Raw genomic sequence first — 13307 nt, 5'->3', positions numbered from 1 at the left:
CGCCGCGCCGCCCGCCACCGGTTAGCGATCCGGCCTCGGGGAAAGGGGCACCGCATGACGTTGGATCCGCTGCCCGGTGACCTCTACCACATGCAGGAGCTGCTCGACGAGCGCGAGAAGGAGATCCTCGGGCGGGTGCGCGGCTTCCTGGAGGCGAAGGTCGCGCCGATCGCGAACGACTGCTGGGCGCGGGCGGAGTTCCCGTTCGACCTCGTCCCGCAGTACGGCGAGCTGGGCGTCGCCGGGCTGGCCTACGACGAGTGCCCCGGCGAGAAGCCCAGCAGCCTGCTCACCGGGTTCCTGGCGATGGACATGGCGCGCGTCGACCCGTCCATGGCGACGTTCTTCGGCGTCCACGCCGGCCTCGCGATGGGCAGCATCGGCCGGTGCGGGTCGCCGGAGCAGCGCGAGCGGTGGCTGCCCGCGATGGGGCGGATGGAGAAGATCGGCGCGTTCGCGCTGACCGAGCCCGAGGGCGGGTCCGACGTCGCGCTCGGGCTGCGCACCACCGCGCGCCGCGACGGCGACCACTGGGTGCTGAACGGCGCCAAGCGGTGGATCGGCAACGGCACGTTCGCCGACCTGGTCGTGGTGTGGGCCAGGGACGAGGCCGACGACCAGGTGAAGGGCTTCGTGGTCCACACGGACGCGCCCGGCTTCACCGCGACCCGGATCGAGAACAAGATCGCACTGCGGACCGTGCAGAACGCCGACCTGCGGTTCGAGGACTGCCGCGTGCCCGAGTCCGACCGGCTCCCCGGCGCGGGCGGCTTCAAGGACACCGCCGCGATCCTGCGCCGCACCCGCAGCGGCGTCGCGTGGCAGGCGGTCGGGGTGATGCTCGCCGCGTACGAGATCGCCCGCGACTACGCGGTGCGGCGCGAGCAGTTCGGCCGCCCGATCGCCAAGTTCCAGCTCGTCCAGGACCTGCTGGTCAGGATGCTGGGGAACGCGACGGCCTCGCTCGGCATGGTGGTGCGGCTGGCGCAGCTGCAGGACGAGGGGCTCTACCGCGACGAGCACTCGGCGCTCGCCAAGGCGTACTGCACCAGCCGGATGCGGGAGGCGGTCGGCTGGGGACGCGAGCTGATGGCCGGCAACGGGATCGTCCTGGACTACGGCATCGGGCGGTTCGTCGCCGACGCCGAGGCGCTCTACTCCTACGAGGGCACCCGGGAGATCAACACGCTGATCGTCGGCCGTGCGGCGACGGGGCAGGGCGCCTTCGTCTGACTCAGACAATTCGTCTGATCCCGCCCGCGCCCCCGCGCGGGCCCGCCGCGCCGCCGCGGCACCCGGCGCGGCCGTACGGGGCGGGCGTTGCTAGAGTTCGGCGTCGGAGGCCCGATCACGCGGGCCGCCGTCCCCCACCGAACGCGGAAAGAGAAGACTGCGCATGTCGACTGGCAGCCACGCCGGGCGTCCCAAGTCCTGGGTCGCCGTGGCCATCATCTTCGTCGGTTTCGTCATCGGCGGCGTGGGCCTCGTCATGGGCCCCGACTGGGTCGTGTTCGGGGCGGGCGCCGCGGTGGCCGTGATCGGCGGGATCATCGCCCTCGCGGTCGACATCATGACCGACGTCGTCGTCGACGACCCGCGCCAGTAGCCGCTCAGTGGCGGTCCCTGTTCAGGCCGTTGGGCGGCCCCTGCCGCCGGCCGCCGAAGTAGATGAGGCCGACGAGCACCAGTACCGCGATCGCCAGCACGAGTGCGAGCACACCGATCGGAGCCGAACCCGGCATCCGGATCACCTTCCTTGTTGTCGCGTGGTGTTCCTTTCGCGGCGTCCCCCTTGTCAACGCTGCCCACTGAGCGGCGGGTCAAAAGAGGGTCAAGGAGATCCCTTTCCGGGACCGGGGCCGCGTCCGGCGGATGCGAAGCGGGCCGCGAGAACGTACCTTCGAAGTGACGCGGCCGCCTGCGAGCCCCCGACCCCGAGGTGGTGGGATGGCCCTGCGAATGGGAATCGAGGAGGAGTACTTCGTCGTCGATCCCGGTTCCCGGGAGGTCGTCCCCCGTGCCGCCGCCGTGGTGCGGCGCGCGGAGCGGGCGCTCGGCGAGCGCGCCTCCACCGAACTCGTCGACTTCCTGGCCGAGGCGAAGACCCCGCCCTGCGACGACCTCGACAAGCTCGAGGAGCAGGTCGGGTCGATGCGCGCCGCGATGGCGGACGCCGCGGCGGCCGAGGGCGTCCGGCTCGCCGCGACCGGGACCCCCGTGCTCGGCGACCTCGTGCCCGCGCCGATCGGCGCCGGCGCCCGCTACGCCAAGAGCCTCGCGACGTACCGGGCGCTGGACGACGAGCAGAGCATCTGCTCCTGCCACGTCCACGTCGAGATGCCCGACCGGGAACGGGCCGTCGCGGTCAGCAACCACCTGCGGCCCTGGCTGCCGACGCTGCTGGCGCTGGCGGCCAACTCGCCGTACTGGGCGGGCCGCGACACCGGGCACGCCTGCTGGCGCGTCATGGCGTGGGCGCGCTGGCCGGTGGCGGGGCCGCCGCCGTACTTCGAGTCGTACGGGCACTACGAGGAGCTGGTCGGCACGCTGCTGGGCTGCGGCGCGCTGATGGACGCCGGGACGATCTTCTGGGACGTCCGGCCGTCCGCGCGGCTGCCCACGGTCGAGGTGCGGCTCGGCGACGTGGCGCCGACCACGGCGGACGCTTCGGTGTTCGCGGCGCTGATCCGCGCGCTGGTGGAGATGTCCGTGCGCGCGGTGGAGGCGGGGGAGCCGGCCCCGGATCCGTCCCAGGAGATGCTGCGCGCGGCGTACTGGCTGGCGGCGCGGGACGGCCTGGCGGGCGACGGCGTGGACGTGTGCACGGGCCGTCCGGCGGCGTTCCGCGGGCTCGCCGGGGACCTGCTCGCCCACGTGCTGCCCGCGCTGCGCGACAGCGGCGACCTGGACCGGGTCGCGGCGGGCGTGCGGCGGTTGATCACGGGCGGGACGGGCGCGGAGCGGCAGCGCGCCGCCTACCGCAGGAGGGGCCGGCTCACGGACGTCGTGGACGCCGCGCTCCTGCGTGCATGAGCGCGGTGACCCCCGGGTGAGCGGCACGGCCCCCATGTGGGCACAATGGCATAGTTCACCCCGTTTTTACCTGCTGGTTCGGGGGTAACCGATGAGGTGAACGGCGTTCACCGACGGCTTGGGGGCCACAAGGACATGGATCCGGACGACGCGTCGACGGGGGATCCGTTCGTCCATCCGGCCCTCTTCTATAAGGGCGACGAGGAGTATCTCGACGGCACGGTGCCGTTCGTCCGCGCCGGCCTGGACGCGGCCGGGCCCGTCGCCGTCGCGGTCCCGGGCCCCCGGCTCGGCGTGCTGCGCGAGGCGCTCGGCGACGCCGCCGGGGACGTCCGCTGGCTGGACATGACCGAGGTGGGCCGCAACCCGGGCCGGATCATCCCCGGCGTGCTGCGCGCGTTCGCCGACCGGCACCCGGCCGGACGGGTGTGGATCATCGGCGAGCCGATCTGGCCCGGCCGGACCGGCACCGAGTACCCCGCCTGCGCCCAGCACGAGGCCCTGATCAACCTGGCGTTCGCCGGCCGCGAGGTGTCGATCCTGTGCCCCTACGACGTGGCGGGCCTGGATCCGGTCGTCATCGCCGACGCCCACGCCACCCACCCCGTCGTCATCGACCGGGACGGCGAGCGCGCCAGCGATGACTACGCGCCGTTGCGCGTCATCAGCTCCTACAACCGGCCGCTGCCCGAACCGCCCGACGCCGCCCGGATGAGCTTCGATTTGGACGCGCTCCCCCGCGTCCGCGAGTTCACCTGCCGGTGGGCACGGCACCTCGGCCTCGGCCAGGGGCCGGCGGACGACCTCGAGATCGCCGTGCACGAGCTGGCCGCCAACTCCTGCCTGCACGGCGGCGGGAAGGGGACGGCGCGGATCTGGGCCGAGGACGGCCGGGTCGTCTGCGAGATCAGCGACGCCGGCACCATCACCGACCCGCTCGCCGGGCGGCGCCCGGTGGCGATGAGCCCGTCCGGCGGGCGCGGGATCCTGCTGGTCAACCACCTCGCGGACCTCGTCCGCATGCACACCGGCCCGGGCGGCACCGCCATCCGGGTCTACATGCGGGTCTGACGCGCCGCTCTGCCGCAGGTCTGACGCGCCGCTCAGCCGGCGAGGGCGCGGCCGATGCCGGCGAGCGCCTCGGCCAGCAGCGTCGCACGTCCGGTGGAGGCGGCCCATTCGGCGAGCGTCGCGCTGAGGTTCAGGGCCAGCACGCGCGCGGCGGCCTCCCGGTCCGGCGGGACGGGCCCGTACCCGTCCAGCAGCGCCGCCCGGGCGGCGCCGGCGAATCCGGCGTAGGCGATGGCCAGGTCGACGGCCGGGTCCGCCAGGCATACGTCGCCCCAGTCGATCACACCGGCGGCCCGTCCGGCGGGGTCGAGCAGCACGTGCCGGACGTGCAGGTCGCCGTGGACGATCACCGGGTCCCCGGCGGGCGGGTGCCGGTCACCGGCCTCGGCGAGGAAGCCCATCACGGCGGGGTCGCGTTCCCAGACGCCGAGGCGGACCAGCGAGTCCAGCCGGGGCAGCGTCCGCGCGGCGCGGACGGCCGGGTCCGACCGCTCCATCGGGTCGTGCGGCAGCCCGCTCCCCGCCTCGGCCGCGAGCGCCGGGTCGTGCAGTGCCCGCAGGAAGGCGCCGACCTGCGCGGCGAGGACCGTCCGGTCCTCATCGCCGGGCCCGGCCTCGGCGAGCTCGCGGCCGGGGATCATCCGCGCGCCCCAGAACGGCCAGGGGAACTCCTCCGACGGCCCGGCGGCGAACCGCGGCACGGGGATGGGCAGCGGCAGGCGGGGAGCGATGGCGGACAGCACCGCGATCTCGCGTTCGACGCCGGGGACGGCGATCCGCCGGCGCGGGAAGCGGAACACCCATTCGCCGCCGACCAGGAAGACCGTGTTGTCCCATCCGATGGCGAGGGGTTCCACCGGCGCGCCCGCGAGCCCGGGGAACCTCCCGGCGATCAGCCCTGCCGCCGCCTCCGCGGTGACCTCACGTTCGGGCGCCCATTCGGGGGCGGGCGGCGGTCCCTGCGGCGGAGTCGTCACGCACCGGAACGGTACCCGGCCGCGACGCCCGCCGCCCGCCGGGAGCGCGCCCGGCCAGGCGGACCGCCGCGAGGACCAGCGCGCAGCCCGCGATCTGGAGCGCCCCGGGACGCTCGCCGAGCACCGCGGCGCCGAACGCGACGGCCAGGACCGGCTGGAGGAGCAGCAGCGTCCCGCCCTCCTCGGCGCGCAGCCTCGGCAGCGCGGCGCCGATCAGCATCCAGCCGCAGATCTGGCCCGTCAGCGCCAGCGCGGCCAGCCAGCCGAGCGCCGCCCAGCCGGGCGCGAGGTCGACGCCCTGCCAGGGCGCCCCGAGCGCGGCGGCCATGGCGCCGGCCCCGCAGGTCGCCAGCAGGACCGGCTGCGCCCGGTGGCTCTGCCCGCGCCCGGCGACGCGCGTCAGGAACAGGTAGCCCGCGTAGGCGGCGCCGGCGCCCACGCCGAACACGATTCCGGTGACCGGGTCCGCGCCCGTCCCGTGCCCGGCGAGGCCGCCGGCGAGCGCCACGCCGCCCAGCATCACCGGGACGGCGAGCGCGAACCGGCGGGACGGGCGCTCCCCGAAGACGGCCAGCGCCAGCAGCGGGACGACGACGACCTGGACGTTCACCAGCACGGTCGCGATCCCGGCGCCGACCCGGTCGATCGACGCGCCCCACAGCACGAGGTCGGCGCCGAGCAGGAGCCCGGCCGCCACGTCCACCGCGGCGTGCCGGCGCGGGCCCGCGCGGCGCCGCTCCCAGAGCGCGAGCGGCGCGAGCACCGGCAGCGCGAGCGCGCAGCGGAAGACCGCGGCCGTCCCGGACGAGACGCCGGACAGGCGGAACAGGATCGCCGAGACCGAGATGAACGCGGCCCCGGCGATCGCGAGCAGACGCGGGTCGATCCTTCGCACGCCTCCCACGCTGCCGCGCCCGTTCCGGTAGCACAAGCGAATGTTCTTCAGCGGAATTCGGTAGCATCACTACCGTGACGATGAGCATCGAGCGCCTCCGGGCACTGCACGCGCTGTCCGTGCACGGGACGATCGCCGCGGCGGCCGAGGCGATGCACGTGACCCCGTCCGGGGTGTCGCAGCAGCTCGCCAAGCTCGAACGGGAGACCGGCCACCGGCTGCTCGAACAGCAGGGGCGCGGCGTGCGGCTCACCCGCGCCGGGCACGTCCTGGCCGGGCACGCCGCCCGGGTGCTGGCCCAGCTGTCGGCCGCCGCCGCCGAACTGGACGGGCTGCGCGACGGCGCCACCGGGCCGGTCCGCCTCGGCGCGTTCGTCACCGCCGCCCGGTCGGTGCTGCCGCCCGCGCTCGCGGCGCTGCGCGAGCGGCACCCCGGCCTGTCCCCCACCCTGGAGGAGGGCGAGGCGGAGAACGTGCTGCCCGCCCTCGCGCGCGGCGACATCGACGTGGCGATGGTGGAGAGCTGGGACACGCTGCCGACCCCGTTCCCCGCCTCGGTGTCGAACGTCCTGCTGTCCTCGGACGTCATCGACCTGGCGCTGCCCGCCGCGCACCCGCTCGCCCGGCGCCGCACCGTCGACCTGGACGAGCTGCGCGGCATGCGCTGGGCGTGCTGGACGGCGGGCGGCACCTGCGAGAGGCAGCTCGTCCAGACGCTGCGCGAGCACAACGTCGAGCCCGAGATCGCCTGCAACGTGGCCGACTACCCCACCCAGCTGGCGTTCGTCGCGGCCGGGCTGGCCGCCGCGCTGATCCCCCGGCTCGGCCGCGACCCCGTCCCGTCCGGCGTCCGGATCCTGGCCACCCGCCCGGCCGTGCGCCGCAAGATCTACGTGGCGTGGCGCACCGCGGCCGCCGGCCCGGCCGTCGACGCCTGCGTGGAGGCGCTGCGGGCCGCCGCCGAGCACTTCATGGAGGACCGCCCGGCCGCTTGATCGGCGCGGGCGGCGGCCGATGCCGAGACTTGACCCGGCGGTCGCGTGGAGCGGGCGGCGCGGGGGAATGATCCCTGCGCCCGGAATCTCCCGATCGCTATGGGGAACGATGCGTTTTCTTGCTCGCGCGCACCAGATGCCCGTCCGCTTGATCGTGGGCGCGTTCGTCCTTAACTCGGGCCTGTCCAAGCTCAAGGGCGACGAGGGGACGGCCGAGTACATCCACGGCACCGCCACGGCCGCCTACCCGTTCCTGGAGGCCCAGGACAAGAACGACTTCACCCGCAAGCTCGGCACCGCCGAAGTCGCGCTCGGCGCCGCGCTGATCACCCCGCTGGTGCCGACGATGCTCGCGGGCGCCGGGCTCACCGCCTTCGCGGGCGGGCTGCTGGGTCTCTACCTGCGGCTGCCCGGGATGCGCGAGGGGCTGCGCCCCACCCAGCAGGGCATCCCGCTCGCCAAGGACTCCTGGCTCGCCGGGATCGGCGCCACGCTGGTGCTGGAGGAGCTGAGCCGGGCCCGCGAGGAGCGCCGCGGCCGCCGCTGACCGGACCGCGCGCCTCCGCGGAGCCGCGCGTCCCCGGCGGGATCGCGCGCCTTGACGGGGACGCGGTCGCACGGCGAGGATCGGCGCGTCCCGAGGAGGCCGCGCCATGACGTCCCAGCCCCAGCCCTCCCCGCTCGTCCGCGCAGCGGGCGGCGCCGACGCCGCCGCGATCGCGGCGATGCTCGGCCGCGCGTTCGACGACGACCCGGTCTGGCGCTGGATCCTGCCCGACGACGCGTCCCGGGTCCGCAGGCTGGCGGGCGTGTTCGGCATCCTGCTGCGCCACGTGCACCTGCGGCACGAGGGCACCGAGACGGCCGGCCGCGGAGCGGACGTGGAGGCCGCCGCGCTCTGGGACCCGCCCGGCCTGTGGCACGTCCCGCTTATGGCCCAGGCGGCCCAGGCGGTCCCGCTGCTGCGCGCGCTCGGCCGGCGGGTGCCGGCGGCGCTGCGCGCCCTCGGCGAGATCGAGAAGCACCACCCCCGGGAACCGCACTGGTACCTGGCGGTACTCGGCACCGACCCGCCCGCGCAGGGCAACGGACTCGGCGGCGCGCTGCTGCGCTCGCGGCTGGACCGCTGCGACGCCGAGGGCGTCCCCGCCTACCTCGAGTCCTCCAAGGACCGGAACGTCCCTTATTACGAGCGGTTCGGGTTCCGGGTGACGCGGGAGCTCGCCATGCCCGGCAAGGGATGCCCGCCGGTCTGGCTGATGTGGCGGGACCCGGAAGGAGGCTGACCTGCCTCCGACACCCTGGTGCACTTCCGGTTAAGCCGCTGTCATGACCAGAAGCGGCCATCTCCCGGAGGGCGGTGCTCGCGAGCGTACGCGTCCGGCGACGGTCCGTCGCCCCGCCGCGCCCCTGATGCCCGTCACCTGCGCCTCCGGAGGACGGGGATCACCGCCAAACACCGGTGACCCGATGCGGCCATGCCGGCGGCGGTTCCTGGCCGGACGGGCGGGCCCGGGACGACGCGGCGCGGCCCGATCGGCCTACCGTCGAGGAGTAGCCACCCCAGGATTGGTGAAGCGCCCATGACGACGTCCCGCCCGCCGTCCACCGCCCGCCTCCCCCGCGCACGGCGCCGGTCCGCTCCCGCCCCGCGGGCGCCCGAGGCCCGGACGGCCCGGCCATGACCGTCCCCGTCGTGTCCCCGCTCACGGCCGAGCCGTCCGGAGACGTGTCCGGGGACGCGCCGCTCGCCCTGCACCGGCCGGCCACGGCCCGCGTGCACGACCACCTTCTCGGCGGCAAGGACAACTACGCCGCCGACCGCGAGCTCGCGCGGCGGGTGCTGGAGGTCCTGCCGCAGGCGGCCGCCGCGGCGCGCGACGGCCGGGCGTTCCTCGCCCGCGCGGTCCGCGCGTGCGCCGAGCGGGGCGTCCGGCAGTTCCTCGACCTCGGATGCGGGCTGCCCACCGCGGACAACCTGCACCAGATGGCCGCGCGGCACGCGACGGGGACGCGCGTCGTCTACGTCGACGCCGACCCGCTGGTCATCGCGCACGCCCGCGCGCTGCTGGTCGAGGGCGGCAACATCGCCGCGCTCCGCGCCGACCTGCGCGACCCGCAGTCGATCCTGCGCGCCCCGCAGGTGCGGCGGCTGATCGACCCGGCCGAGCCGGTGGCGCTGGTGTTCTCCTGTGTCCTGCACTTCCTGCCCGACCCGTACGTCCCGGTGGCCGCGCTCGGCGCGGCGGCGGCGCCGGGCAGCGTCCTGATCGTCTCGCACGCCACCGCAGACCACGCGCCCGCCGCGGTCGCCGAGGCGGCGCGGCGGTACGCGGCGGCGGGCGCCGGACCGCTGGTGCCGCGCGGCGCCGCCGAGATCGCCCGCCTGTTCGGCCCGTTCGCCCCGCTGCCCCCCGGCCTCGTACCGGCCGGGCACTGGCACGCGGGCACCGCGCCGCCGCCCGGCGACGCCGTCCTGTACGCGGGCGTGGGGGTCCGGCCGTAGCGCGGACGGCGGGGGCCCGCGCGGTGCGTCGCCGAACGCGGCATGCCGGTCACACGGCGTTCAGGTGATGTTCAGGGGGTCTGTGGAGAACGTGGAGCAAGGGCCCCTAGGGTGGCCCGGATGCCGACGAACACTCTCACCACGGAAACGAAGGCGAACGGCGCGCCCCCGGCCACGGCGCCCCGGATGGGCTGGCTCGACGCCCTGCGGGGCCTGGCCGCGCTGGTGGTGGTGTTCGAGCACTCCCTTGACGTGCTGCTCCCCGAGGTCCGCCGGACGGCCGGCCCGTGGTTCGACTTCGGACGGTACGGGGTCTTCCTGTTCTTCCTGATCAGCGGCTATGTGGTGCCGTTCTCGCTCATCCGGCGCGGCAGCGTCCGCGCGTTCTGGGTCGGCCGGCTCTTCCGGCTCTACCCGGCCTGGCTGGCGGCCGTCGGGCTCATGCTGGCGCTCGGCGCGACCGGCGTGTCGTGGGGGCTGCCGCCGGGCCTCGGCGAGCGTCCGTGGATCTCCGCGATCGCGCACCTGACCATGCTCCAGGACCTCCTCGGCGTCCCGAACGTGGTCAACGTCTTCTGGACGCTGTCCTACGAGATGGTGTTCTACCTGCTCATCACCGCGATGTTCATCGCGGGCGTGAAGGGCGCGAGCGCGCGGGTCTCGCTCGGCTTCGGCGTGGCCGCCGCCATGCTCGGCGTGTCGCTGCCGCAGCAGCTGCTGGCCGCCAGGTGGCCGGGCGCGACGCCGACGGTCGCGGCGCTCGCCCTCGCGGGCGGCATCGCGGCCATGGTCAACGGCCGGCGGGCCGTCCGCCGCGCGGGCGTCGCGATCGTGGCGGGACTGGCCCTGACGCTGCTCGTCCTGGACAGCCGCATCGGCGGCGTCGAGAGCCTGTGCATCATCGCCACGATGTTCGCCGGGACGGCGGTGCGCGGCATCCAGGACGGCCGGCTGCCGGTGCGGCGCGCCGTGCCGATGATCGCGGTCGTCCCGGTGCTGACACTGCTGGCAGGGCTGCGGCCGCTGGCCGCCTTGGGCGGGCACGGCCACGCCCTGCCGCTCGGCGTCGACTGGTCGATCGCCGTGGCCGCCGCCTGGCTGACCTTCCTCGGCGGCCTGGCCCTGCGCCACCTGCGCATGCCCCGCGCGCTGACGTGGCTGGGGCTGGTCAGCTACTCGGTCTACCTGCTGCACCCGGTGGTCGTCCAGGCGGTCTGGCGGGCCGCCGGCGACCGCGACTCCATGCCGCTCTGGGTGCGGCTGGCCTGGGAGGGCGTGCTGATGGCCGGCGTCCTCGTCGCCGCCGGGCTCTCGCACCGCTACATCGAGCGGCCCGCGCAGCGCCTCGGCCGCCGGTTGTCCCGCCGCGCGAGCGCCGCCCCCGAACCGCCCGCCGGACCGCCCCCGGTCCCGCCCGCGGCCCGGCCGGAGCCCGTCGCGCCCTAGCCGCCGGGGGCACGGCCGGGGCACGTGATACGCATGACGGGGGCATCCCCCGGATGCCCCCGTCCGGACACCCGCCTTCACGGCGAGTGGGCCGGACGGTGACAGCGATCACTTTCTTGCCTAGGGTGAGGCCCGGTTCACCCTCCCGGAGGGAGGCCCCATGGTCAGTCCCCTGCCGAACGGACGCCGGATGCCGCAAGGGCCCATGCCCGCCGAGCTCCCCGACTTGCTGCGCCAGCACCTGCAGGCCGCCGTCGAGGAGATGGAGCGGGAGATCCGCGACCAGGTCCCCGAGTACGCGGGCGACGACGACGGCGAGTACGCCCTGCGGGTGGAGCGGACGGTGAGCGAGACGGTCGCGTTCTTCGTCGACTCGGTCGACCACCCGGACGCCGACGCGCGGCATCTCACCGAGCTGTACAAGCGCCTCGGCGAGCAGGAGGCCCGCCAGGGGCGCGGGCTGGAGCCGCTGCAGAACGCGATGCGGGTGAGCAGCCAGATCGCCTGCCGCCGCTTCATCAAGGACGCCTACCGCCTCGGCTGGTCGCGCGAGACGCTCGGCCGGCTGACCGACTCGCTGTTCATGCTGGTGGCGCGGGTCGCCGACGCCGCGGCGCAGGGGTACGCGCGCGAGCAGGGGCAGCTGGCGAGCGAGCGGGAGCGGCGCCGCGAGCGGCTGCGGGACGCGCTGGTGGCCGAGCCGTCGCCGGGGCACGACGCGATCGCCGAGCTGGCCATCGCGGCCCGCTGGGAGCCGCCGCGCAGCATCGGGCTGGTCGCGCTGCCCGCCGGCGCCCCGGCCGGCGCCCGGATCCTGCCGCCGGCCGTCCTGGCCGCGTGGGACGCGCCCGTGCCGTTCCTCGTCGTCCCCGACCCCGAGGGGCCGGGGCAGGACCGGATCTGGCCGGCGCTGCGCCGGCTCGGCACCGCCGCGATCGGGCCGACCGTGCCGCTCGCGCAGGGCGCGGTGTCGCTGCGGTGGGCGCGGCACGCGCTGACGCTGGTCGAGCGGGGGCTGCTGCCCGCCGGCGAGCCCGTCCGGTGCGCCGACCACATCGCCCCGCTGGCGACGCTCGCGGCGGAGGAGCTGGTCGGCGCGACCGCCGCGGCCGTGCTCGGCCCGCTGCTCGACCTGGCGCCGGCGCGCCGGCAGCCGCTCGCCGAGACGCTGCTGACCTACCTGCAGTCCGGCGACAACGCGGTGGTCGCGGCGGAGCGGCTGCACATCCACGAGCAGACCGTCCGGTACCGGCTGCGGCGCATCGCCGAGCTGACCGGCGGCCGGTTCTCGGGCCTGGACGACCGGCTCGACGTGCTGCTGATGCTGAGCTGGCTGGTGCGGTCGGGGCGCGCGGAGGAGCCGGCCTGACGGGCGGGCCGCGCTAACCGGCGAGGTGGTGGCCGAGGAAGGCCAGCTGGGCGGGGAGGCGGGGGCGCCAGAAGCCGCCGTCGTGGCATCCGCCGCCCATGGAGCCCTCCGGGCGGATCCGGTCGCGCAGCCTGCGGGCCATGGGCGCGAAGGGGTCGCTCGTGCCGCAGTCGACGCGGACCGGGATGCCCTTCAGCGCGTCCAGGGCGGTGAAGACGTCGTTGCGGGCGAAGTCCGCGGCCCCGTCGAAGGACCGCGCGTTGGTGCGGTGCGCGTCCTCGTACGAGGCGAAGAGGGCGGGCGACGAGGCCACCACGGCGGCCGTCCGGCCCGCGCCGAGCCTGCGGGCGAGCACGAGCGCCCCGTAGCCGCCCATCGACCAGCCGATGGCGCCGATCCGCCCGGTCTCGGCGCCTTCCTTGCGGAGGAGGGGAAGCAGTTCGTCCACGATCATGCCGAGGGGGTCGTCGCCGCCGGCCCGGGGATGCCAGTAGGAGTCGGGGCCGCCGTCGACGGCGGCGATCGCGAACGGGGGGACGCCGCCCTGCGCGACGGCGTCCGGGAGGTAGTGGTCCAGCGCGAGCGACCGGACGGCGGACGCGCCGGTCCCGCCGCTGCCGTGCAGGGCGACGGCGACCGGCAGGCCGCGCAGCGACCGGTCCGCCGCGGGCAGCACGACGGTCGCGGTGACGTCGCTGCGGCGGTGCGCGGAGTGCCAGGTCAGCCGCCGGACGGCGGTCGAGGCGGCGGGCGCCGCCGGCACGTCCCCGCACCTGCCCAGCGCGCGGTCGAGGCCGACCCTGCCGGGCAGGACGTCGTTCTCGACCAGGGCGTAGCCGGTCCCGCCCGCCGCCGCGAAGGCGCCGAGCCCGCCGAGGCCGCCGATCAGCAGCGCGCGTCTGGAGATCACGGGACGTCCTTCCGGGAGGGGTCCGACGCCCGGTTGGATCTCCGGAACGCCGGGAAGGTTCGCCGGCGGCCCCTTTCGTCCGGCGCAGGGCCGCCGGCGCGGGCG

At 75.8% G+C, this 13307-nt stretch carries 14 protein-coding genes; 10 read left to right on the top strand and 4 right to left on the bottom strand.

Annotation, left to right across the window (positions count from 1 at the left end):
* The first annotated feature begins 54 nt into the window (after positions 1 to 54).
* A complete protein-coding gene (locus ACA514_RS08175; RefSeq protein WP_375040408.1) occupies positions 55 to 1233 on the top strand; it encodes an acyl-CoA dehydrogenase family protein in 1179 nt (392 codons plus the stop codon).
* A gap of 163 nt (positions 1234 to 1396) precedes the next feature.
* Entirely contained in the window at positions 1397 to 1606 is a 210-nt protein-coding gene (locus ACA514_RS08170; protein WP_375040407.1) for an HGxxPAAW family protein, read from the top strand.
* Positions 1607 to 1610: 4 nt separating this feature from the next.
* Here the strand turns inward: ACA514_RS08170 and ACA514_RS08165 are convergent, their stop codons facing one another.
* A complete protein-coding gene (locus ACA514_RS08165; protein WP_375040406.1) occupies positions 1611 to 1742 on the bottom strand; it encodes a hypothetical protein in 132 nt (43 codons plus the stop codon).
* 205 nt (positions 1743 to 1947) lie between these two features.
* Between ACA514_RS08165 and ACA514_RS08160 the strand changes: the two genes are divergently transcribed.
* Positions 1948 to 3033, top strand: coding sequence for a glutamate--cysteine ligase (locus ACA514_RS08160; RefSeq protein WP_375040405.1), 1086 nt, complete (start codon positions 1948 to 1950; stop codon positions 3031 to 3033).
* A 135-nt stretch (positions 3034 to 3168) separates the two neighbouring features.
* Positions 3169 to 4104: an anti-sigma factor RsbA family regulatory protein gene (locus tag ACA514_RS08155; protein WP_375040404.1), complete on the top strand. Its 936-nt coding sequence runs from the start codon at positions 3169 to 3171 to the stop codon at positions 4102 to 4104.
* A gap of 32 nt (positions 4105 to 4136) precedes the next feature.
* Here ACA514_RS08155 and ACA514_RS08150 read toward each other — a convergent pair whose 3' ends face one another.
* Together ACA514_RS08150 and ACA514_RS08145 are read right to left on the bottom strand one after the other, a co-directional pair.
* The gene (locus ACA514_RS08150; protein ID WP_375040403.1) at positions 4137 to 5081 is read right to left on the bottom strand and encodes a phosphotransferase; all 945 of its coding nucleotides are present in this window, start codon (positions 5079 to 5081) and stop codon (positions 4137 to 4139) included.
* Positions 5026 to 5976, bottom strand: coding sequence for a DMT family transporter (locus ACA514_RS08145; RefSeq protein WP_375040402.1), 951 nt, complete (start codon positions 5974 to 5976; stop codon positions 5026 to 5028). The genes ACA514_RS08150 and ACA514_RS08145 overlap by 56 nt, the downstream gene beginning before the upstream one ends.
* 80 nt (positions 5977 to 6056) lie before the next feature.
* Here ACA514_RS08145 and ACA514_RS08140 point away from each other — a divergent pair, with 80 nt between their 5' ends.
* The 6 genes from ACA514_RS08140 to ACA514_RS08115 all read left to right on the top strand — a co-directional run bounded on the left by ACA514_RS08140 (position 6057) and on the right by ACA514_RS08115 (position 12292).
* Positions 6057 to 6971 carry a LysR family transcriptional regulator gene (locus ACA514_RS08140; protein WP_375040693.1) on the top strand — a complete coding sequence of 305 codons (915 nt, stop codon included), beginning with the start codon at positions 6057 to 6059 and terminating at the stop codon, positions 6969 to 6971.
* 109 nt (positions 6972 to 7080) lie between these two features.
* On the top strand, positions 7081 to 7518 hold the full coding sequence (locus ACA514_RS08135; RefSeq protein WP_375040401.1) for a hypothetical protein: 438 nt from the start codon (positions 7081 to 7083) through the stop codon (positions 7516 to 7518).
* A 106-nt stretch (positions 7519 to 7624) separates the two neighbouring features.
* Positions 7625 to 8257, top strand: coding sequence for a GNAT family N-acetyltransferase (locus ACA514_RS08130; RefSeq protein ID WP_375040400.1), 633 nt, complete (start codon positions 7625 to 7627; stop codon positions 8255 to 8257).
* Between the two features lie 410 nt (positions 8258 to 8667).
* Positions 8668 to 9477 (top strand): SAM-dependent methyltransferase, encoded by an 810-nt coding sequence (locus tag ACA514_RS08125; RefSeq protein ID WP_375040399.1) that lies wholly within the window; start codon positions 8668 to 8670, stop codon positions 9475 to 9477.
* 120 nt (positions 9478 to 9597) lie between these two features.
* Positions 9598 to 10923 carry an acyltransferase family protein gene (locus ACA514_RS08120; protein ID WP_375040398.1) on the top strand — a complete coding sequence of 442 codons (1326 nt, stop codon included), beginning with the start codon at positions 9598 to 9600 and terminating at the stop codon, positions 10921 to 10923.
* A gap of 160 nt (positions 10924 to 11083) precedes the next feature.
* Positions 11084 to 12292, top strand: coding sequence for a PucR family transcriptional regulator (locus ACA514_RS08115; protein ID WP_375040397.1), 1209 nt, complete (start codon positions 11084 to 11086; stop codon positions 12290 to 12292).
* Positions 12293 to 12305: 13 nt separating this feature from the next.
* Here the strand turns inward: ACA514_RS08115 and ACA514_RS08110 are convergent, their stop codons facing one another.
* Positions 12306 to 13202 carry an alpha/beta hydrolase gene (locus tag ACA514_RS08110; RefSeq protein ID WP_375040396.1) on the bottom strand — a complete coding sequence of 299 codons (897 nt, stop codon included), beginning with the start codon at positions 13200 to 13202 and terminating at the stop codon, positions 12306 to 12308.
* Positions 13203 to 13307 lie beyond the last annotated feature (105 nt).

Origin of the sequence: Actinomadura sp. NTSP31, assembly GCF_041951385.1 — a bacterium.
GTDB classification, from domain to species: Bacteria; Actinomycetota; Actinomycetes; order Streptosporangiales; family Streptosporangiaceae; genus Spirillospora; species Spirillospora napierensis.
The sequence above is the reverse complement of the archived record's forward strand: the minus strand, read 5'-3'. Positions and strand labels throughout refer to the sequence as shown.

Bases quoted from the DNA above. Each gene is read 5' to 3' on its own strand.
- ACA514_RS08165 (WP_375040406.1), bottom strand. From the start codon at position 1,742: ATGCCGGGTTCGGCTCCGATCGGTGTGCTCGCACTCGTGCTGGCGATC.
- ACA514_RS08155 (WP_375040404.1), top strand. From the start codon at position 3,169: ATGGATCCGGACGACGCGTCGACGGGGGATCCGTTCGTCCATCCGGCC.
- ACA514_RS08170 (WP_375040407.1), top strand. From the start codon at position 1,397: ATGTCGACTGGCAGCCACGCCGGGCGTCCCAAGTCCTGGGTCGCCGTG.
- ACA514_RS08160 (WP_375040405.1), top strand. From the start codon at position 1,948: ATGGCCCTGCGAATGGGAATCGAGGAGGAGTACTTCGTCGTCGATCCC.
- ACA514_RS08140 (WP_375040693.1), top strand. From the start codon at position 6,057: ATGAGCATCGAGCGCCTCCGGGCACTGCACGCGCTGTCCGTGCACGGG.
- ACA514_RS08120 (WP_375040398.1), top strand. From the start codon at position 9,598: ATGCCGACGAACACTCTCACCACGGAAACGAAGGCGAACGGCGCGCCC.
- ACA514_RS08130 (WP_375040400.1), top strand. From the start codon at position 7,625: ATGACGTCCCAGCCCCAGCCCTCCCCGCTCGTCCGCGCAGCGGGCGGC.
- ACA514_RS08135 (WP_375040401.1), top strand. From the start codon at position 7,081: ATGCGTTTTCTTGCTCGCGCGCACCAGATGCCCGTCCGCTTGATCGTG.
- ACA514_RS08175 (WP_375040408.1), top strand. From the start codon at position 55: ATGACGTTGGATCCGCTGCCCGGTGACCTCTACCACATGCAGGAGCTG.
- ACA514_RS08115 (WP_375040397.1), top strand. From the start codon at position 11,084: ATGGTCAGTCCCCTGCCGAACGGACGCCGGATGCCGCAAGGGCCCATG.